This is a genomic window from Nocardia sp. NPDC004718 (genome assembly GCF_053601535.1).
Window position 1 is genome coordinate 60884 of the sequence record NZ_JBSGCA010000021.1, and the last position, 19727, is coordinate 80610.

Here is a 19727-nt window from a genome sequence, read left to right on the forward strand (position 1 = left end):
GGGCAGTCCCAGATCTGTCCAACGCGAAACAGATCGAAGTGCTTGGGTATTGCTGTCCGGCGCGGCACGCCGGACTATTCTTGGCCTGTGGGTGATGGGGATGAGCTGGTCGAAACGGTGGGAGTTGATCCTTGGGCCGCTTATCTGCCGGGGCAGGAATTGGTGCCTGCCTATTTGGTGTCTCGGTTCGCCGCGCAGTATCGTGCGATCGTCGATGTGCTGGTCGAGGCGCAGGACACCAGTCTGACCGGGATGTCGTTCGATGAGATCGCTATCCGGTTGCGGGCGTGGGTGAGTGAGCGTGCCGGACAGCAGGTCGCCGATCGGCTGCTGCACGAGGATTCTTTCGCGCTCGATGCGCGTTTGACCAGCCTGGTTCGGTGGGGGGTGCTCACTCGGTGGCAGGAGCCGGCGCGCACGGGGGAGGATTTTTTGCGGCGTCGTGACCGTTTCCAGCTGACTCCGACCGCGGCCCGGCTGCACGCGTTCTGGACTATGGATCTGGCCGCTGATGAGGATGCCGCGGCGGATCTCACTCTGGCTCCGCGCGCGATCCACGACCGGTTGCGCGGGTTCGCCGACGCGGTGCGGGACCGGAATTTCCCGGCGGCTGCGGCGGAGTATCAACAGGTCATCACCTTGCATCACGGGATGGCGGTGGCGGCGCGGTCTTGGCAGCGCAGCCTGGCGCATGCGCTGTCCGGCGGGCCGGACCCGGACAAGCAGGAGGTTCTGTGGCGGACGCTGCAATCCTATGTCGGGATGTGGGGTGAGCAGGTCGACATTCACACGCCAGCTGTCGCGGCGCTGATGGCGGAGGTGGATCCGCAGCTGACCGGCTCGGTGTGGCGGGCGTGTGTGCGCGGTGCCCTTGCCGACGACGCACCTGAGAACGTGGTGGACCTGCAGGTGCAGCGATGGACGCGCACCTGGGAATCGTTGCGGAGCTGGTTCGACGGCGCCGATGGGCAGGCCAGGCGATTGCGCAGGCAATTGCGCGACTTGGTGGCGCCGTGGGCCCGCAACATGCACATTCTGCTGGATACCGGCGGTGCGCTGACCCGGCGCGGAGAGTTGCTGGAGCTCGCCGGTGCGATCGAGCGCGCACCTGACGACGAAGCGGCCTGGTGCATGTGGGACACGGCCATCGGTGTTTTCCCGGCGCGTCATCTGCTGATCGCCGCTGACGGCGCCGACGACCACGCCTTGGCCTGGTCCGATGCCGCTGCGGCACCGATCACGGCACGGTATCGGGAGCACGGCCAGCGGGCTGCGGTCGGCAGGCGGGTCAAGGCAATGAATACGGCCACCGGCCGGGCGGCGGCACGGCGGGCACGAACCGCGGCCTTGGCGCAGCGGCGGGAGGCCGAGGCGGCTTTGCGCGCGCGATCGGGGACCGAACTGGCGGACTGGGCGCCGCTGTCGGAGCCCGAACTACGGATGTTGCTCGATCTGCTGGCGACGGCGCGGGCACGACGTGGAGAGCCGCAACGTGCCGGGGTGACTGAAGACGGCCGATGGCGGGTCACTCTCACCGAGCCGGCGGTTGCCGGCGCCATCACCCTGGACTGCCCGCACGGCCGGTTCGTGACGCGGAACTGGCATTTCACGCTGGACCCGGCAGAGGTTGAGCACGGTGGATGACGATCGGGATGCGCTGGGCCGGCGGCGCGCGTTCATCGGGCTGCTGGCCAACCCGGTCGTCGACCGCGTCCGGCATAGGGAATTGTTCGGCCTCATTCGGCATCCCCGGCATCGGCCGGAATTGGTGAACTGGTTTTCCTCCCGCCTCGGCTACCGCCTGGTGGTCACCGACACCGCGGCCAGGCTGTTCCGCCTGCCCTTGGGGGACACCGTGCTCGCGCCGCGCCGGGTCAACCCGCCGCCGCGCCGGGCACTGGTGCTGGCACTGCTGGCCGCCGCAGCAGCTGAGGAAGCCGAGGACATCACCTCCACCCAGGATCTGTCGGATCGGGTGCGGGTGATCTCGGCGCGCGACGACTGCCCGGTCACGCCCTACGAGCCCGATCGGTTCACCGAGCGCAAGCTGCTTATCACGGCACTGGAGCTGCTGGTGTCCGCTGGTGTGCTGGCGCCGGCAGGCAGCGATAGTGTGGACCGCCGTGACGGCTGGGCCCGGCAGGCGGACAAGGTCGGCGGCACCTACGGTGTGCAGCGCGAGATGCTGCTGCGCATGGCCGACCCAACCGCGCTCAAGGCTGCGCTCAACCAGCGCGGCGCGGTGTTCACCGAGGCGGCTGAACGATTCGCGGTGATGCGGCGGATCCTCGAGCTGCCCGTTTGCCTTTACAGTGATCTCACCGAAGCCGAGCGTGCGTATCTGATCCGGCAGCGCACCCGGGTGGTGGCGTGGTGCACCGAGATGACCGGTTGGACGGTCGAGCAGCGTGCCGAAGGGTTGGCCCTCATCGCCGGTGAGGAATCGGCAACCGACTTGCCGTTCCCGCGGTTGCGTGCGGTCGATTTCGTTGCCCTCGTTGTGCTCGGCGACCTGTACGCGCGCAGGGACGACGATGGCGTGGTAACCGAGGCCGACCTGACGAGCGCCGTCGAACAGGTTGGGGTGCGGCATCCGAAGTCGATCACCGCCGAGGTCGCGGCGCCGACCGCGCGCCGGGAGCGGGTAGTGGAACTGTTGCGGGCGCTCGACTTGCTCCGGCCGGGACTGCGCCCCGGTCTGTGGCAGCTGACCCCGGCGGCCGCCCGATACCGCGCGCCGGAGATTCTCGCCGAAACCGCACGTATCGAGGAGCTTCGATGACCGTCGAACTCGCTGGCATCCAAGCCTGGGGGCAGGACTGGCTTCAAGCCGCGCAGTCTCGGCAACTGCCCTCGCCGGGCCGTCAGCGATGGCAACCGCTGCGCGTGGGCATCGTGAATCTGTGGGAATACGATGACGCGGAATTCTGGTTCGCCGATGGCAGACTCGTTCTGCGCGGCGGAAACGGTGCGGGCAAGACCAAGGTGCTGGAACTGACCACGCTACTGCTGCTGCGCGGAGAGATCGCACCATCGGTGCTCGACCCGTTCGGTTCCCAGCATCGCAGTATGCGATTCAATCTACTGCCCACCGGCGACGGTGACGACCCACGCGAACCTGCCGATGCCGGACTCGGATACGCGTGGGCCGAATTCGGCCGGATCACCGAGGACGGGTCCCCGGCCTACTTCACTTGTGGGCTCGGTGCCTCGGCGCGGGCAGGCAGTGGGACCGCTTCGGTCAGCACCTGGCATTTTGTCACCAGGCAGCGGTTGGGCCGGGACTTCACCTTGCTCGAGGCAGGCCGCGCGCTCGACCTCAAGGACCTCAAGCAAATCGATGGGGTGGCATTGCCCAGCAGTGCTGCGGCCTACCGGGCCCGGCTGGCCGAGGAGCTGTACGGGCTCAGTGCCGAGTCCTACGACAATCTCACCGAACTGCTCAAACAGCTACGTAAGCCGAAACTGGGTGAGCGGCTGAACCCGACCAGCCTGGCCATGACTTTGCGGGACGCGTTGCCGCCACTGGCCGGTCACGAAGTCGATCAGCTCGCCGATGGCTGGGAACATCTCGAGCAACTCCGAGCGACGATGCAGCGCACCGAGGAGTCGGCGCGGGCAATCGCGATGTTCGTCCGCACGGGGTGGCAGCCCTGGGCCAAGCGAGTGATGCGGCTGCGCGCTGACGAGATGGCTGCTGCTACCACCAGCCTGGACAAAACGACGAGTAATAAGAAAGCCGCGGAAGCCACCCTCGCGGACGCGGTGGCGCTGCGTGGCCGATCCGAGACCCGCCTCGCCGAGACACGCCGCGCCCTCGGCGACGCTATGGCGGCCTTGCGGGAACTGCTCGAATCGGATCCCTACAAGGACGCGGTGTCCGCGACCGGACGAATCGAGGGACTGCGCAGAGAGCTCCGCCGGGTGCGAGCCCAGCATGACAGCGCCGTGAAACTGGCTGAACGAGAACGCGTCTCCGAAGCGAATGCCGCGGCGAAAGCCACGAAAACCGCAGAGAAGGTGCGGGAAGCCGGCGAAGCGCTGCGTGCGGCGGAGCAGTCGATGGCCGGCAACGCGGTGCTCGCGGGCCTGGCGGAGTCGGTAGAACGCCACGTGCCTGCCCGGGATGTCGATGCCCTGATCGGTGAGCATCGGTCCCGGCAGGAACGATTCCGGCACATCCGGAAACTCGACGAACAGCGTGCCGCGGCGGCGCAGCGGGTGGAGCGGTCAGGCAGGCTGGTCGAAGCTGCCGAGACCCGGCTCGCCGGGGCGAGGGACGCCGAAGAGGAGGCGTTGTCGGCTGTCCGTCGCGCCGCGCAGACCTTGGAGACGCGGGTGCGCGACTGGTCCGGCGATGCCGAGGTGGCCCGGCCCACGGAAGAGATCCTGGCTGGCTGGTGCGATTCGATCGCCGAACTGACGGTCATCGAGGACACCGGCGAGGTCTCGGCCCAGCCGTCGGTGACAGCGCAGATCCGTGCCCACATCTCGGCCCAGCGCAGCGCGTGGCAGGAGCGCAAGCAGTCCGCGCTGCTCGAACGGGCGCCGATCGCGGAACGGTCCGATGCGGTCGCCCGAGAGCTGGCCGAGGTGCGGGCGGAAACCGATGCCGCGCCACCGGTCCCGACGACTTGGCGACGGCGGATGCGGCCGGATGTTACCCAGGGCCAGGGCGCGCCGCTGTGGCGTCTGGTCAATCCGCTGCCCGGTGTGGACGACAGGGAGCTGGAGGTGCTGGAGGCGGCGCTCGCCGGGTCCGGCTTGCTCGACGCCTGGATCGCACCGGATGGCACGATCGATGTCGAGTTCGCCGACGTGGGTCTGGCCGGCGGCGCTGTGACCGGAGACCGGTCGGGCACCAACCTGCTGGCGGTGCTGGAACCGGTCGAAGCAGGCGGGGTCGGCGTCGAACTCGTACGGCGTGCGCTTGCGCAGTTCGGTTGGCGTGCTGCCGGGGAACCCGAACCGGCTGGCGACTGGCTCGGCGCGGACGGCTGCTGGCGCGTGGGTGGGCTGGCCGGTCGCGCCGACGCCGCCGGACCGGCGACTTATGTCGGCACCGCCGCCCGGGAAGCGTTCAGGGCCCGCCGCATCGCCGCCCTCGAAGCCGAGCAGGACGAGCTGGCTCAGCAAATATCGGCCATCGATTCCCGGATCACGAAAGCCGGAGCGGCGCTGAATCGACTGGACGCCGAGGAGCATGCGCTGCCGGAGACCGAAGAGCGCAAGCTCAACGGTGCGGTGGTGCTGTGGGGCGAACGCGCTCGCGCGACGATCGCCCGTGCCGGCGAACTCGCCGACGCCGAAACCAAGCATGCGACCGAACTGGCTCATCTCGATGTCGCGCGCGCCGTCCTGGCGGAATATGCTGCGGCGCACCGGTTCTCTCAGGACCGACTCGCCGACCAGGCGGATGCGCTCACCGCGTTGCGTGGCGACATAGACCGCTACGGCATGGCCCTGCGCCAGCTGGACACAGCTGAGGATACCCATGACGACGCGATGCTCACCCTCGAGGAAAACACGCAGCGGAGAGTGGAAGCCGAGTCCGCACGCGACGATGTCGCGGAGGAGCAACGCCGCCTCGAAGTGAAACTGCACACCGCCGAGCAGGCGCTCGGTGCCGATCAGCAGCAGCAGTTGGCCAGCAAGGCGGAGCTCGACGCCCGCATCGAGCGGTTGGAGAGCGAGCGTGACATCTACGACGAACAGCTCACTGGTGCGCGCGTGGACGAGGCCCGCGCCGAAGAAGTGCTGGCCAATCATGAACGGGAGCGGGCCGGCGCCGAGCAGCGCCGCGACCATGCGATCGCGCAACTGTGGGAAGCGCTCGATCACGGGCTCGCGCAGCCGCTCGCTGTGACGGTGCCGGAGCGCCGGAATGTGCAGGCAGCGCGGGATCTGGCGACCGCGGTGCGCCGGGAGATCGAGCTGAAAGCCGAACCAGCCGACGTGGATCGGGCATGGCGCGCATGTGTGAACAAGCTGGAGGAACTGCGCCAGGCGCTGCTACCTCAGCAGGATGCACGGGTCCTCGACGACGATGAGACCCTGCCTCGGGTGGAGATTCACACCGATGCCACCGCGGGGTTCCAGTTGCCTCCTGCCGCCGCGGATACCTTGGCCGCACGGGTGATCGAACAACGCGACAGTTTCGACGCTGAGCAGCAACGAGTGCTGGCCACTCTGCTCGGCTCGACTTTCATCGAACACCTGAAAGACCGCCTCGACTACACCCAACGCACCTTCACCCACATCAACAGCCAGCTAGCAAAGCGGCCGACCCGGCAGGGCCACACCGTCAAGGTGGTCTGGCACGCGGATCCGGCCGAGCCGGATGCGGCGGCGGTGCTGGACGCGCTGGGCCAAGGCTACGCCGAATTGTCTGAAGACCGGCAGGAGATGGTACGCCAGTACCTCGCCCGCAAGATCGACGAAGCACGCTCCGAGGCGGCTGCCGAGGGTGCGGTGGACTGGAAGCATCAGCTCGGCCGGGCACTCGACTATCGAGGCTGGCTGAAGATCGGTCTGCACTACCGGCCCGGCAGCACCAGCCGGTGGGTGCCGTTCGATGCGGCCAAGCACGGCGCCAAATCGGGTGGTGAGAAGGTGGTGCTTTTGTCGCAGCCGTTGTTCGCCGCAGCCGTGGTCGCCTATGACGCAGCCGCGGCGCACGCACCGCGCTGGGTGTGGCTCGACGAGGCGATGACTGGTGTCGACGCCCAGGTGAAAGCATCGTTCATGGGGCTTACAGTCGATTTTGAGCTAGACATCATGCTCACCGCGCATGATGAATGGTGCACCTACGAAACGGTTCCCGCCGTGGCGATCTACGAGCTCGCCAGGGAGAAGCACCTGCCCGGTGTGGACGTGCTGCCCTACCTGTGGTGCGGAGGCACGCTGACCGAGGTGGACGTGGACCGGCTCGGCGCAACGCACGATCCTATGCCGGTAGACGGTCTGTTCGGACTCAGCGATGGATGAACTGCCCGCAGGGTTGCTGGCCTGGGCCGCCTTACCCGGCCCCGCACTGGTTGTCGAGGCGATAAGCCGCCGCATCCACCGCGGTGGTGGGCTGGAACGCGGCTCGCTGAAAGTGACGTTGACGACCGAACAGCGACGTCAAGTGGGGCGGTTGCTGGGTGTGGACTGGGAGGTTTCCGGGAATGCGGTGACGTTGCGAGCGCTCGGTGTTGCTCTCGCGCAGCACGGGCTCACCGTCGGCCGATTCGCCGAACTGCTTCACGGTGGCCCCTTGCCGGTGGCGTGGGAACTTGCAGCAGCGCAGCAGCGCGCGCAGCAGCGGGAACACCGCCTAGTGCTGGACACCCTCGGCAGGGTCGGGCTGTCCGGCGACATCGTCGAGATATGGCTGGCCGGTCCCAGGGCTCCGAAGCTGGGTTCCGGCCGAGCCGAGGAACTGGCCGGTCGTATCGCTGGAGTGTGGCCGCTGCTGCCCTGGACCGGTCCGCCGAAACGGCTCGGCCAGCTCGCCGCCGAGGCCACCGGCGACGCGCACGCGCTCGATTACACCACTGAACTGGGGCGCACGGTCGCGCGTCTGGTAGCCATCAGAAGCGGTAGCCCGCCGCCGGCCCGGCCGGGCAGGCAGTGGCGGGCGGCGTGGGCGGCGGCGGGCGTACGCTGCGACACCGTGTCCTCGCGCGTGCTGACACTGAATGTTCCACTGGATATCACTGCCGGGCAACGGCGCGGCGCTCCTTCGTGGCTCACACTGCGGGATCTATTGGGAACGTGGTCTTTCGCGCCGGTGCCGCCGGTGTTATTCGTTTGTGAGAATCCGGCTGTGGTGGAGGCTGCCGCTGATGAGCTGGGCGAGAACTGCCCGTCTCTGGTGTGCACCGACGGCATGCCGGCGCTTGCCGCACTGGACCTGCTTGCCGGCGCCGCGGAAGCAGGAATAGATGTCAGAGTGCGTGCGGATATCGACTCCGCTGGCCTGATCATCGTCCGGACTGTCCAGTCAGTGGTCGCCACCGCCCAGCCGTGGCGTTTCGACGCCCAGACCTACTCCAGTCACTTCGGACTCGAGACGTGTGCGGACACCTGGCCTGCCGATCTGCACGCCCAGTACAGCAAGGATTTACATGAAGAGGCGATTCTGCCGTTGCTGCTGGCCGACCTCCGGTTGGCAGCGTCGCCGGTCTGCTGAATACCTCGAGGAGGGTAGGTAGGGGTGATGCGGACATGCGGTGGCTCGCCTGCGTCGATGCTGGCGGCGACGCGAGCTTCAAGATCCGCAACGGCCTAATAGTGGCCGACCGCCCGGGCGCTGCGTGCGGGGCGCGCCCTCGCTGCGGCGGAACCGCAAGCCGTCCAGCGCGTCGATCGGCTCCCGGGCTCTGGGGAAGTCGCCTGGATGTTGGGCGGCGGTTGTAGTCGGGAACGATGCGAATCAAATATGCTGGGAGAGCGATGAATTCGGACAGGGCGGCGCGAGAAGCGTGAAAGCGTCAGCGAGACCGGCAAGCTGTTGAAGCTCGTAACCGTCGGCTCAACAAGATGAGCAAGGAGTCGCGAGACCTTCTCGAGAGCGTCGCCGACCGCTTGCCTTCTGACGTGGTCGACAGCTACCGGACCTATAGCGACGTTGGTGAGTGGGCGATGCTGGTCGACGTGCTGTGCGCCAGCCTGGTCAAGCGCCGGATCCCGGTCACTGAAGCGGAACGCGATGCCGTGGCGAACGTGCTCGGCCAGTTCAATCTCCCAGTGGAGGGATACCGCTACCTCAACGACCCCCAAGGCGTGCTGTCTGAGCTCAACGTGGTCACTGCGTGAATTCCTCGTGATCCCATCGGCGCGATGCAGTCGGTCTTGTACTTTGTCGGCGAGCGCGACACCGACCGTGTCGTCGAGTTGCAGCACTTCGCGTTTAGCTCCGACCGATTACGCTGTGGACAGCGTCGACATGTTCCAACTCGGTAAGCCGGTAGCGCCAGTCTAGGGCTCGGCCCAACAACGCGTCGGTGATCTTCATCGCTGCGGTGAAGCCGAGGTCGCGGCGGATCAGATGATCCAGCTCGGTCAGCACCAGCGGCGATGCGACCAGGGTTTCGCGTTCCCTCACGCGCAGCGTCTGCTCGTGTTCGTCTTGGCCGGCGTCGAATGCGGCGAACAGAGCCCCCACAACCCTGGATGATCACGGGTAGCCATGCTGGTCCCTGTAGACTAGCCCGACCACGAACTACGGCTGGAGTAGTAGGCCTGCCTGGCGTGTCCGGATGGTGTTCGGCTACCCTGTCGTCAGCACATCGTGGGGTTCGAGTGGGGGATAGCCTGAAGCCATGAGCTTGTTGATCAGCGATGTGAGTTTCTCCTACGGGACTCGCTCCGTGTTACGCCGTGTGACTTGGGAGTTGAATCCTGGTGTGACAATGCTGCTCGGCCCCAACGGGGCAGGTAAGTCGACCTTGCTCGCCTTGGTCGCCACACGACTCGCAATGACGGCAGGCAGCATCTCCTCCGACAAGCTTTCCTGGTCCGCCCCCGGGGATCTGATGACCATTCGGCGCCGCATAGGCTGGGTACCGCAGTCTCTCGATGTGGATCGGGCCATGCGAGTGCACGATTTCGTTTCCTATTGTGGTTGGCTGCGTGGCATGTCCAGCCGAGCGTCGGCGGCCGCGGCTGGGCAAGCACTGGAGCGGGTGGGCCTGGCCGCACGCCGCAAAGACCGGATCAAGGCACTCTCGGGGGGCATGCAACGCCGTGCGCTCATTGCCGCAGGGATAGTGCACTCGCCATCCATACTTGTCCTCGACGAACCAACCGCGGGGCTAGACCCGAAGCATCGACGCTCGCTGAACACGATGATCAACGACCTGGGCCGCGAGGGTGTAATCGTATTGCTCGCAACCCACCTCTCGGAGGACGCCGAATCGGCCGATTGGATCGGTATTTTGAGCGGCGGATCACTGGTCGCGAACGACACGCCCGCAGCGCTGAAGGCCGAGTACGGTTCGATCTCGCAAGCATACGTAGAACTGGCTTCGGACGACGAAGACGCGGGAGCGGTACCCGCGTGAGAAGACTTGTGGCTTACCTCCGCGGTGGTCGACCGATTCCCAAGTCGGCCGTGATAGCTCTTTTCGGGCTTTCGCTGACCTACATGCAGGTCTCGGATCCGAGAGAACAATTCAGCGGGTATTGGCCCGGCGTGGATGTTTCAGCTGCGGGGAGAACCCTGCTCGTGGGGGTGGGTGTAGCCGCGGTTTCGGCGTGGGTCGCGCAACGATGGCCGGTACGCCTTCGAATGCAGGCTTCGGTACGTGCTGGCTGGCAGATCTCGGTCCGCGACCTGGTTAGGCTGTATCTGGTGGTAATCACCATGTTCGCGGTGGATTACGCGTTACTCGTCGCCTACCGGTTCAGTTCGCACGGCGCAGGTACGCCAAAATATTCTGTCGTCGTTGATTGTATGGTGTGGCTTCTGTTTTGTGTCACCGTGGGGTGGGCGATCGGCAGTATACTGCGCGCTGCCGCTGCGATTTTCACCGCCGCGGCAACGACGCTCCTACTGTCGGTGGCATCGGTCATGGCCAATGATGGTCACATCGGTTTTCCCCTGCTTGCCGGACGCCAACTGCCATCATTGCCGTCCTACGCTGTGGACTTGTCTCCGACTCCTATAGTGACGATTGTCGGAATCATCACGACCCTCCTCGTAGCCGCACTGATTGTGGCTGCCACGATACCCCGACGGGTTTCGTGGAAGACCACCGGTGCGGCGCTTGCCAGCGCAGTCGTGATCCCGATCGCAGCTTCGACCGCCACAGGTGGGAGTTCCTGGCTGGAACCGCGCGTCGCGGCAACCGAGCCCGTTTGTGTCGGATCGGAACTGCAAGTCTGTTCTTGGAACGAGGACACCCAGCGACTCGCGGCGCTAGGGCCCGCGCTGCCAAAACTTACCGACGCTATGCGGAATACGGGGTACCCGATTCCGGCGCGGCTGAGCGTATCCGGCGCAATGCCCGACGCGGCGGCGAAAATTTGCCCGTTCCGCACTATGAAGGACGGCGTCGTAAACATACTGGGGCGTGTGTCTGCCGAGAGTGCTTCATGTATCGGCTCGGATCGGCCGAAACAGTGCCCGGGCGACGTTGAAATTCGAGGAGAATACTTGGCTCTCACCCAGATATACATGCGATGGCTCGGCAACTTCCCACTGGGTGCGGATCGGCTGATATCGAGGCATGCCGACGGCAGCCCCACGAAAGAATACCTCGCCGCCGAGAATATTCTAAGCTGGCCGCCGGATAAGCAATTCTTCTATATGTCGCAGGCGTATCGAGCCGTTAGTGAATGCGATGCCTCTTCGGCGCCGGCTTTGCTCGACAACATCGGGTATCGCTGATGCCGCTCAGCCAGTACCTACGTATGCGAACGTTGTTGGAAGCTGTGCCATTCTTCGTGGTGTGCTTTCCGCTCATAGCGTTAGCGAAACAGCAGATACCGCGGCTGTACGGACTGGAACAAGGGGTCGGTATAAGCCCGGCCCGGCTTGTGCCGATTTTATTAGCGGGAGCACTGGTTGTCGCAACCGGCTCGCGTCTCGGTGACGCTCACGAGCATGCACTACTCGGCAGACGCTCCCTTATCGAACGTGCACAATTGGTATTGATAGCCTTTGCCCTCGCAGTACCGGTAATCGGGGCAATGCGTTTGTCCGGTGTTCCGTTCGGTGGTGTAATCCGCGCCGGATTCGATACGGCGCTCTTCTTCGGAATCGCACTCTTAGCATGTGTGCGTCTTCCTAGAATGATAGCGCTGGGAACCTCATTGATCGTGTCGTGGTCGATTCAGACTCTGCCGTGGTGGTGGACTTTTACACCTGGCACATGGACTGACATGCGTGGATTTACAACGCCTTTCACACTGGCCGTAGTGTCTCTGCTGGGCTTGGCCCTCGGTGCGAGTGTCTGGCTCGCCCAGTATCCACAAGTCCACGGCGCGTCTTGGCGGCGATTGCGTTTCCGCAAGCTGCTGTGAAACTTGTTGCGCTGCAAACTTTTTCATTGACATCAGTACGTAAAGCGGGATAGTGTCAGCTCGGGCGACCTCGGAAGAGGTGCCCAACCTGGGAGGGTTTACGGGGGGAGTTCGCTGCTTATAGAGGACCTTCTGCGTAAACATCAGACGCGAAGCGGAGCATTTATGAAGGTCAGAAGTTGTCTCGCGATTCTCTGCGGCATTGCCACATTGATGGTCGGGGGCGTGATCGCAACGGCCCCCGCAGCAGTGGCGCAGCCTGCCCCGACACCGCTGGATTGTCGGTCGGATCGGAAGAATGATAAGGATATCGAGGTGCGCTGCTGGAATCTCAGCGCTGAAAGAAGTTACCGAGTCAGGGTTTCTATCGATTGCGCATGGCAGCCAGATCCCTCGGAAATATTTGACATCCCCAGGAAGGATGATCGCCGAGCAACGTTGAGCTGCAATTCGCTGGGTAACGCACGTGGCACATTCAAATATGAAGTGATTCAGTGACGTACCCAGTATGCTGATGCCAGGAATGTGGAACTCAACGATGCGGAAACTGCTTTCAGCGATTGCGCTGCTCTTTGTATCCATAGTCACAGCGGGGCTTGTCGGCAGTCCGGCCAGCGCGGAGCCGACGACAGAAGGACCGCACTTCGTCCAGGTGGAGGGATGGTACCCGGAAGGGCCAGGCGGTTTCTACCGGGGCGGAAACAATATGGAGCCCAAGCCGAACGAATATCGTATCCGAGATGGTCTGGTACAGACCACCCACGGTATTTCTCTGCACACCGACCCATCGGCAGTCGAGCGCTTCGGAGGTGCCTACGCTGTGATGAGTTATCCATCGACGCTGCAGATCATCCAGCGTGGAAAAGATAGGCAACATTTCGAGATGGTCCCGGCCCAGCCGATGCCACTCGATGATTATCGCGCCGCGCTTGCACACGTCCAATTGGAACTCGCACAACGAGTGAAGTGAAGGCGTACCTGGTCAACAGATAACCAACCATTAGGGCGGGCGCTGCTGGAAGTGTCCGCCGTAATGGTCGGGGCGACTTGGGACCGCTGGCGAAGTGAGCATCCTGGGAAAGCGGTTTACGGTTCGCTGCCGTCACCGTCGAAAGATTCGACCGGCGCGAGCAGGGCTGATAACTGACAAAGTGATTCGCAATTAAAGGCCGTTCTCCTTCGCCTCAACGAGTGCAGGGTATACACAGTAGAACTACATGAAACAATGAGACGCATTTCGCGGATGAATGCGCTATATCTACGCTCGACGTGGCAGGCGGCCCACTGGGCAGCAGTAGGCCCGGAACCGAGTAAACTTATCGACTGAGATCAACGGTGATTCCCTGAGACTCCGAACGCACTCGACATTCGTTCGATCTACAGGCAACCCCACACGAGGTAGCTGCTGCAGGCCGATCCGGTGGAACACGATCCCGGCAGAGTCTTGTGGTAGTGACTTGCCGGAGACCAGCTGGCAGAATAGTGGAATGGCAAGTGTAAAAGGGATGGCTGTTCGTTGGGTTGCCGACGACCAGCCAGGAATCATAGAGGTCCAACTGACTGACGCCGAGGGTGTCGTACACAGCCTGATCGACAAGTTGCCGATCTTCGATGGAACCGAAGATCTTGGGCCTGGCTCAACCTACCCGGTGCCAGTCGAAATCGAGGTGGATCTCGTAGAACCAATCGATGGCGACAATGCGGTGGTGGATCTGAGGTGGGGAGCGGTGAATACCGATCGCGTCCGATTCGTCGTACCCGGCGTCGACCTCACACTGTAACCATCAGCGCTGTTCTCTGGGGTTCGCGGTTCGGGGAACAGCGGCCGCCGCCGCCAGCGAACATCGACTGTTCGGCATGAAAATATTGCTAGTGAGACATCGTCTTATTTAGCCTCTATCTTTCGCTGGCCTGCGGCCCGGCGTGATCAGGTACGGATTGGGTTTCGCTGCTTGTGAGCAGCGTATTGGCAAACTGGCGCGGCCCGGTCGGGTGTCTGCCGGGTTCCACAGGCTCGAGTGATGCGTCCTTTCATGTCGTAGGGGTGGATTCGTTCTGGTCAGCCTGGGTGGGTTCTTCCACGCGGTTGCCCATGTTTTGTGTTTCCTAGGGGCTCGTACGGAGGCAACCGTCTTGACTTGCACGTTTCCGTTCTATCCAATGGACCGGAAGCAGTCCAGGAATCACGACAACCCGCGGACGTGCGGAAACGCGTCGCAGCTTGTGCCCTCGGCAGGACACACAAAACATGGGCAACCGGAAAACGGCTGGTCATCGTGGGTACGTATCCTGTCTGAGGGATCGCGATGACCTGCGGGCGTTGGTCAATCGGCCCCAGATCTGGGGCTGGGGCATGTCGAACATGGGAACGGGACGACCTGCGGTTTTCGGGTGGGCGGCTGGTTTCGAATCGGTACCAGCTGTAGTGGCGTGTGGTGCCTCTTGTTCTGCTGGGTCTGGGCCGGTACGACCAATACCATTGACGCGCCCGTCATCGACGGCCTCGGCACCTATCCGCTCGTTCTGACACGATTGGTGCATAGCCCTCAAGGCGCACCAATGCACAGCTTGGTGATCTTGTTCTGGCCATCGGCAGCACTGCTTCATTTCCGTATCGCCACCGCATCATCTCAGGTCAGCCCCTTATTTTCTCCGGGGGGTTTCTTGTCTGTGGGGTATTCGGGGGTGGGGGTATTCCGTGCGGGAGGGCACCACGAAACGGTGCCCTCACAGCACTTGCGATGCACCGTCGTTATCCGGAACTCGAGAAGACGGAGGCTTCCATGAGCACAGCAGCTATCGCTATCGAGGCCATTACCACGGTGGCGGGTACCGGCACCGAGGGCTACGGCGGCGACAACCAGCCCGCGATTGACGCCGACCTTGACTACCCGGAGGGTGTGGCGGTGGACGGGGCGGGCAACCTCTACATCGCCGAACGCTACAACTATCGGGTGCGGAAGGTGGATCACGCCACCGGGGTCATCACCACGGTGGCGGGTACCGGCACCGCGGGCTACAACGGCGACAACCAGCCCGCTATCGACGCCGACCTCAACGCCCCGTTCGGTGTGGCGGTGGACGGGGCGGGCAACCTCTACATCGTCGACCGCGTCAACTATCGGGTGCGGAAGGTGGATCATGGCACCGGGGTCATCACCACGGTGGCGGGTACCGGCACAGGCGGCTACAACGGCGACAACCAGCCCGCTATCGACGCCTACCTTGACTACCCGGAGGGTGTGGCGGTGGACGGGGCGGGCGACCTCTACATTGCCGACCTCCGTAACCATCGGGTGCGGAAGGTGGATCATGGCACCGGGGTCATCACCACGGTGGCGGGTACAGGCACCGCGGGCTACAACGGCGACAGCCAGCCCGCCATCGACGCCGAACTCCACTACCCGAACGGTGTGGCGGTGGACGGGGCGGGCAACCTCTACATCGCCGACAGCGGCAACCAGCGGGTGCGGAGGGTCGATCCAGCCGGGATCATCACCACGGTTGGGGGTACCGGCACGCCGGACTACAACGGCGACAACCAGCCCGCCATCGACGCCGAACTCGACGCCCCGGACGATGTGGCGGTGGACGGGTCGGGCAACCTCTACATCGCCGACCTCCACAACCAGCGGGTGCGGAGGGTCGATCCAGCCGGGATCATCACCACGGTTGCGGGTACCGGCACCGGCGGCTACAACGGCGACAACCAGCCCGCCATCGACGCCGAACTCGACGCCCCGAACGATGTGGTGGTGGACGGGGCGGGCAACCTCTACATCGCCGATGTCGACAACCAGCGGGTGCGGAGGGTCGATCCAGCCGGGATCATCACCACGGTTGCGGGTACCGGCACCGAGGGCTACAACGGCGACAACCGGCCCGCGATCGACGCCGAACTCAACCAACCGTGCAGTGTGGCGGTGGACGGGTCGGGCAACCTCTACATCGCCGACCTCCACAACGAGCGGGTGCGGCGGGTGAATCCTGCCGGGGTCATCACCACGGTGGCGGGTACCGGCGCCCACGGCTACAACGGCGACAACCGGCCCGCCATCGACGCCGACCTCAGCTACCCGGTCGGGGTGGCGGTGGACGGGTCGGGCAACCTCTACATCGCCGACCTCTACAACCAGCGGGTGCGGAGGGTCGATCATGCCACCGGGGTCATCACCACGGTGGCGGGTACCGGCACCGACGGCTACGACGGCGACAACCAGCCCGCCATCGACGTCGACCTTGACTACCCGGGCGGTGTGGCAGTGGACGGGGCGGGCAACCTCTACATCGCCGACACCGGCAACAAGCGGGTGCGGCGGGTGGAGGCTGTCGTCTTCTCGGTGGTTCAGGATCCACCGGATCCGGTGGTGATGACGGCGGGGGTGACCACGCGGCTGGCGTTCACGGTGTCGGCGAATACAACGGTTACCGCCGGTCAGACCATCACCCTCGGTTTCCCTTCAGGGGTGGGTTTGGCGCCTGACGGTGTCGTCCGCCATCGCTGCCCCGACACCGGTATCGACACTCCGCTGCCGGTCACGGTCGGCGCGGACGGGTCGGTGAGCGTCACCGCGCCGGAGATCACCGCCTCGACGGCATGCTTCTACACCGCCGACGTCCAGGCCTCGACGATCCCTGAGGGCACCGTCTCCATCGGCGGCACCACCCAGCCGATCCACTTCCGCATCAACCTGTAGATGCATCTGGTGTAAGCGGTGCGGGGTCCGGACGGGTGGATCACGATCACCGGGTCCGCCCGGCCGGGCAACGTCGTGAACACGACGAACAATCCGGGTTCAGGCTGGTACGACATCGAAAGCGGTCGCGTCTATGCCGCGACCGATGGATACTTCCCTGAAGACCGGACGCCTCATCAATGGCCAGGCCGCAGTCAGGCCCCTTCGAAGAGACGGGGAGGCTCCGCATCCCAACCGCCCAACCCCGACAGCGGCGTCGGCCGCGTCGCGAGGTTCCGGCTCAATTAAGGGTCCAAGTCCCGCCAGACCCGGCGATAAGACACCACCACAGATAGTTCCGCGAGTAGGTAGCACCTGTGGAGAAAGACTGGGCTCACCGACAGCGAACTGGCCTTAAGACGCCCTGGGCTCCAATGAGTCGGCGCGCCTAGCAATGCAGGATGAGACGATGCGGGCTATCGCACACGAGCTGACCGCCATCGTTCGCGAGGATGCGAAGACAGACTGGAACGTGAAGGAGACGGTGGGCGCGAAGCTTCGAACCCGGATCAAGCGCCTGTTGCTCAAGCATGGCTACCCGTCTGACTAGGAGTCGTCGGCAACTGACCTGTTCTTCAGCAAGCGGAGCAGATTGCAGGTGATGAGTTCAAGTAGTAGTCCGTCGGCAGGCAGGAGCCGAGACGAGCGACGTTGTAATGGTCCTGCCGATGAATTCGGTTGTCGTGGTGACGGTTGCAGCTAGAGTCGCAGGTACCGGTACTCGGCAGGACACGAGAAACATGGGCAACTGGGAAACGCTTGGTCATCGTGGGTACGTATCCCATCTGAGGGACTGATCAGTACGACACCGTGTGGTTTAGCGAGCGGTGTCGGACGTGGCGTTGCGTTGCACGACGCAGTGGGATTGACACCCCTGGAGGTGATCGCTACGGTCCAGCCATGACTGATGGGGGAGCTTCAGCCTCCGGCGCAAGCATTTCGGTTGTGCCAGAGGAGGTTAGAGAGGTTGGGCAATACACCTACGAGCTAGCGGAATCCTTGCAGTCCGCCCTGCGGTCCGTAGCTCAGGACATCGCGGCTTTGCTCGACGGGGGCTGGTCTGGCGGCGCAGCGACCGACTTCTCCGCAGGGTGGTCCGAGGTCCGCGATGGGGGAAGTCAGATCATTGCGGCGTTGAGGGAGATGGCTGAAAAGCTTGGTGTTTCCGCCCAAACCTACGAAAGGCGCGACTGCACCAACGCATCAGCGTTGAACACCTCCGCATCCAGCCTGGAGCTTCCGTGAGCGAGTTCACCGTCGATGTCGACCAACTGGACCAGATCGTCGCCAGGTTGTCCGGCCTGGCCGGATTCATCAGTGATCACCTCGACGACCTCGACGACAAGGTAGCAGGACTCACCGGTACCGGTTGGGAAAGTGTCGCAGGGCAGGCCTATTTCGAAGCGCATACGAAATGGGTCACAGCCGCGCGGGAGTTCGCGGAGGGCGTACGCGACATGAGCGACGCCGCCCGCAAGGCACACTCGAAGTACATCAACGCTGCCGAGGTCAACAAGCAGATGCTCAACGGCGGATAGCGCCCATGGGATGGGCCATTGATTCCGGCATCTACTTCGATGCGGCCAAGAAATGCCAGCTTCTCGCCAGTGACATCTCTCTCGCGTTGGGTCCGTTGCTGTCCACGTTGGTCCACGAGTGCGGCGGAATGGCAGGCAACCACGAGAAGTGCCAGGCATGGATCACCGCCTACGACCAGTACGCCGGCGATATAGTCGAGCTGACAGCGGCCCTGGCGAACGCACTGCAGCGATACGGCGATGTGCTTGCGGCCACCGGCTACAACTGGTGGCAGGCTAACCGCTCCACCGCCAGCGGCGCCGAACCGACCCGTCCAACAGAGTCCCAACTGCTGTACGACACCGGGATGGACCTCCCCGCTACCGCGAAGGGGGACAACGGATCCGGAATCGATAGTCCGATTACGGGCCTACTGGAGAAGGTCGGCAAGATCCCCAACGGGGATGTCGCCAAGTTGCACACTGCCGCAGAGGCGTGGAGAGCGTTCTCCGAGCACACGAACATCACCGGGGCCGCAGAGCGGATCAAGGGCATCAATGCCAAGTTCGCAGACAGCACCGACCCGAACATCATTGCGATTGAAGAGAAACTGTCCACGCTGCAGAAAGCCGCGGAACTGTTGGCTCAGGCCGCGAAAGCGTTATACGGACCGGTCCAGGGACACTACGACGCTCTCGACAAAATGCGCTCCGACATCCAGAAAGCCGTCTCCGACGCCAACAAGGAGCTCGCCGCATCGATAGCTGTCACGATCGCGGTCGTCGGAGTCCTAGCCCTCGTAACAGGCGGTGTGGCCGCTGGGCCTGCCGCCGCGGGTGGCGCTGCGGTGACCACAGAAGTCGTCACGGCGACGGCAGCGGTTATCCGCACTGCTGTTCATGCCAGTGACCTCATCCACATCTACGAGGCGGTCACCTCCGTTGGTTCTGCCGGCTCGGGTGTGTTCTCGGCCATCCCCGACCTCTCTCAGGGCGGCACCAAAGCCGCTCTCGACGGTATCGCGGCAATGACCGTCAAGCTGACCGACGGCGGCAGTAGCGGGAACCAGTGGGACAAGGTGGAGGGGGCGAAGCCCAACCCGGCGAACATTACTATTTCTCAGAAACGACGGATCCATATCCTCGACGGCGACGGGAGTGACGACATCAACGGTGGTGGGCACGCGCCCGGGACTGGAATGCCCAACAAGACCGAGTTCCCCGACACCGATGACTGGGAAGACGACAAAATCATCGACCGAATAGTCGACGTCGCGAAGAACCCGGACCAGCCGCCAGTCCTCCAGGACAACGGCAACTGGAAAGTCAACGGCACCCGCAACGGCGTCCAAATCGAAGTCATCGTCGCTCCCGACGGCTCAGTCGTGACCGGCTACCCCATCGGCGGCGAGGGTGTAGTCAGGAACGACGCGAATGGCGACCCGATCAAATAGGCTAGGAG

General features: G+C 64.0%; 16 protein-coding genes. 14 read left to right on the forward strand and 2 right to left on the reverse strand.

Translation table 11 applies throughout. The annotated features are described in order from the left end of the window. Nucleotides 1-87: 87 nt before the first annotated feature. From ACWEH3_RS17895 to ACWEH3_RS17905, 3 genes are read left to right on the forward strand one after another with little or no spacing between them, the layout of a single operon-like run. Nucleotides 88-1644 (forward strand): DUF2397 domain-containing protein, encoded by a 1557-nt coding sequence (locus ACWEH3_RS17895; protein ID WP_450017255.1) that lies wholly within the window; start codon nucleotides 88-90, stop codon nucleotides 1642-1644. Further along, nucleotides 1637-2782, forward strand: coding sequence for a DUF2398 family protein (locus ACWEH3_RS17900; protein WP_450017257.1), 1146 nt, complete (start codon nucleotides 1637-1639; stop codon nucleotides 2780-2782). The genes ACWEH3_RS17895 and ACWEH3_RS17900 overlap by 8 nt, the downstream gene beginning before the upstream one ends. Next, complete coding sequence (locus tag ACWEH3_RS17905; RefSeq protein ID WP_450017259.1) at nucleotides 2779-6987, forward strand: TIGR02680 family protein; 4209 nt, start codon at nucleotides 2779-2781, stop codon at nucleotides 6985-6987. The genes ACWEH3_RS17900 and ACWEH3_RS17905 overlap by 4 nt, the downstream gene beginning before the upstream one ends. Before the next feature lie 31 nt (nucleotides 6988-7018). Here ACWEH3_RS17905 and ACWEH3_RS17910 read toward each other — a convergent pair whose 3' ends face one another. Beyond that, entirely contained in the window at nucleotides 7019-7249 is a 231-nt protein-coding gene (locus ACWEH3_RS17910) for a hypothetical protein (protein ID WP_452358353.1), read from the reverse strand. Between ACWEH3_RS17910 and ACWEH3_RS17915 the strand changes: the two genes are divergently transcribed. Together ACWEH3_RS17915 and ACWEH3_RS17920 are read left to right on the forward strand one after the other, a co-directional pair. Continuing rightward, nucleotides 7148-8176 carry a DUF2399 domain-containing protein gene (locus tag ACWEH3_RS17915; RefSeq protein ID WP_452358352.1) on the forward strand — a complete coding sequence of 343 codons (1029 nt, stop codon included), beginning with the start codon at nucleotides 7148-7150 and terminating at the stop codon, nucleotides 8174-8176. The two genes, ACWEH3_RS17910 and ACWEH3_RS17915, sit on opposite strands and share 102 nt — an antisense overlap. 350 nt (nucleotides 8177-8526) lie before the next feature. Further along, nucleotides 8527-8802, forward strand: a complete 276-nt coding sequence (locus tag ACWEH3_RS17920; RefSeq protein ID WP_450017263.1) for a hypothetical protein — start codon at nucleotides 8527-8529, stop codon at nucleotides 8800-8802. 94 nt (nucleotides 8803-8896) lie between these two features. Here the strand turns inward: ACWEH3_RS17920 and ACWEH3_RS17925 are convergent, their stop codons facing one another. Further along, nucleotides 8897-9151 (reverse strand): hypothetical protein, encoded by a 255-nt coding sequence (locus ACWEH3_RS17925; protein ID WP_450017265.1) that lies wholly within the window; start codon nucleotides 9149-9151, stop codon nucleotides 8897-8899. Nucleotides 9152-9308: 157 nt separating this feature from the next. Here ACWEH3_RS17925 and ACWEH3_RS17930 point away from each other — a divergent pair, with 157 nt between their 5' ends. From ACWEH3_RS17930 to ACWEH3_RS17970, 9 genes are all read left to right on the forward strand, one after another. Then, nucleotides 9309-10049, forward strand: coding sequence for an ABC transporter ATP-binding protein (locus ACWEH3_RS17930; protein WP_412807948.1), 741 nt, complete (start codon nucleotides 9309-9311; stop codon nucleotides 10047-10049). A 290-nt stretch (nucleotides 10050-10339) separates the two neighbouring features. Then, nucleotides 10340-11377: a hypothetical protein gene (locus ACWEH3_RS17935; RefSeq protein WP_450017268.1), complete on the forward strand. Its 1038-nt coding sequence runs from the start codon at nucleotides 10340-10342 to the stop codon at nucleotides 11375-11377. A 1173-nt stretch (nucleotides 11378-12550) separates the two neighbouring features. Beyond that, nucleotides 12551-12982, forward strand: a complete 432-nt coding sequence (locus tag ACWEH3_RS17940) for a hypothetical protein (RefSeq protein WP_412807946.1) — start codon at nucleotides 12551-12553, stop codon at nucleotides 12980-12982. A 517-nt stretch (nucleotides 12983-13499) separates the two neighbouring features. Beyond that, complete coding sequence (locus ACWEH3_RS17945) at nucleotides 13500-13793, forward strand: hypothetical protein (RefSeq protein WP_412807945.1); 294 nt, start codon at nucleotides 13500-13502, stop codon at nucleotides 13791-13793. A 1002-nt stretch (nucleotides 13794-14795) separates the two neighbouring features. Continuing rightward, the gene (locus ACWEH3_RS17950) at nucleotides 14796-16709 is read left to right on the forward strand and encodes an NHL repeat-containing protein (protein WP_450017270.1); all 1914 of its coding nucleotides are present in this window, start codon (nucleotides 14796-14798) and stop codon (nucleotides 16707-16709) included. 403 nt (nucleotides 16710-17112) lie between these two features. Next, a complete protein-coding gene (locus tag ACWEH3_RS17955; RefSeq protein ID WP_450017360.1) occupies nucleotides 17113-17298 on the forward strand; it encodes a type I restriction enzyme endonuclease domain-containing protein in 186 nt (61 codons plus the stop codon). A gap of 350 nt (nucleotides 17299-17648) precedes the next feature. Further along, nucleotides 17649-17993, forward strand: coding sequence for a WXG100 family type VII secretion target (locus ACWEH3_RS17960; RefSeq protein WP_450017272.1), 345 nt, complete (start codon nucleotides 17649-17651; stop codon nucleotides 17991-17993). After that, nucleotides 17990-18286, forward strand: a complete 297-nt coding sequence (locus ACWEH3_RS17965) for a WXG100 family type VII secretion target (RefSeq protein WP_450017274.1) — start codon at nucleotides 17990-17992, stop codon at nucleotides 18284-18286. Before ACWEH3_RS17960 ends, ACWEH3_RS17965 begins: the two co-directional genes overlap by 4 nt. A gap of 5 nt (nucleotides 18287-18291) precedes the next feature. Then, nucleotides 18292-19719: an EndoU domain-containing protein gene (locus ACWEH3_RS17970; protein ID WP_450017276.1), complete on the forward strand. Its 1428-nt coding sequence runs from the start codon at nucleotides 18292-18294 to the stop codon at nucleotides 19717-19719. Nucleotides 19720-19727 lie beyond the last annotated feature (8 nt).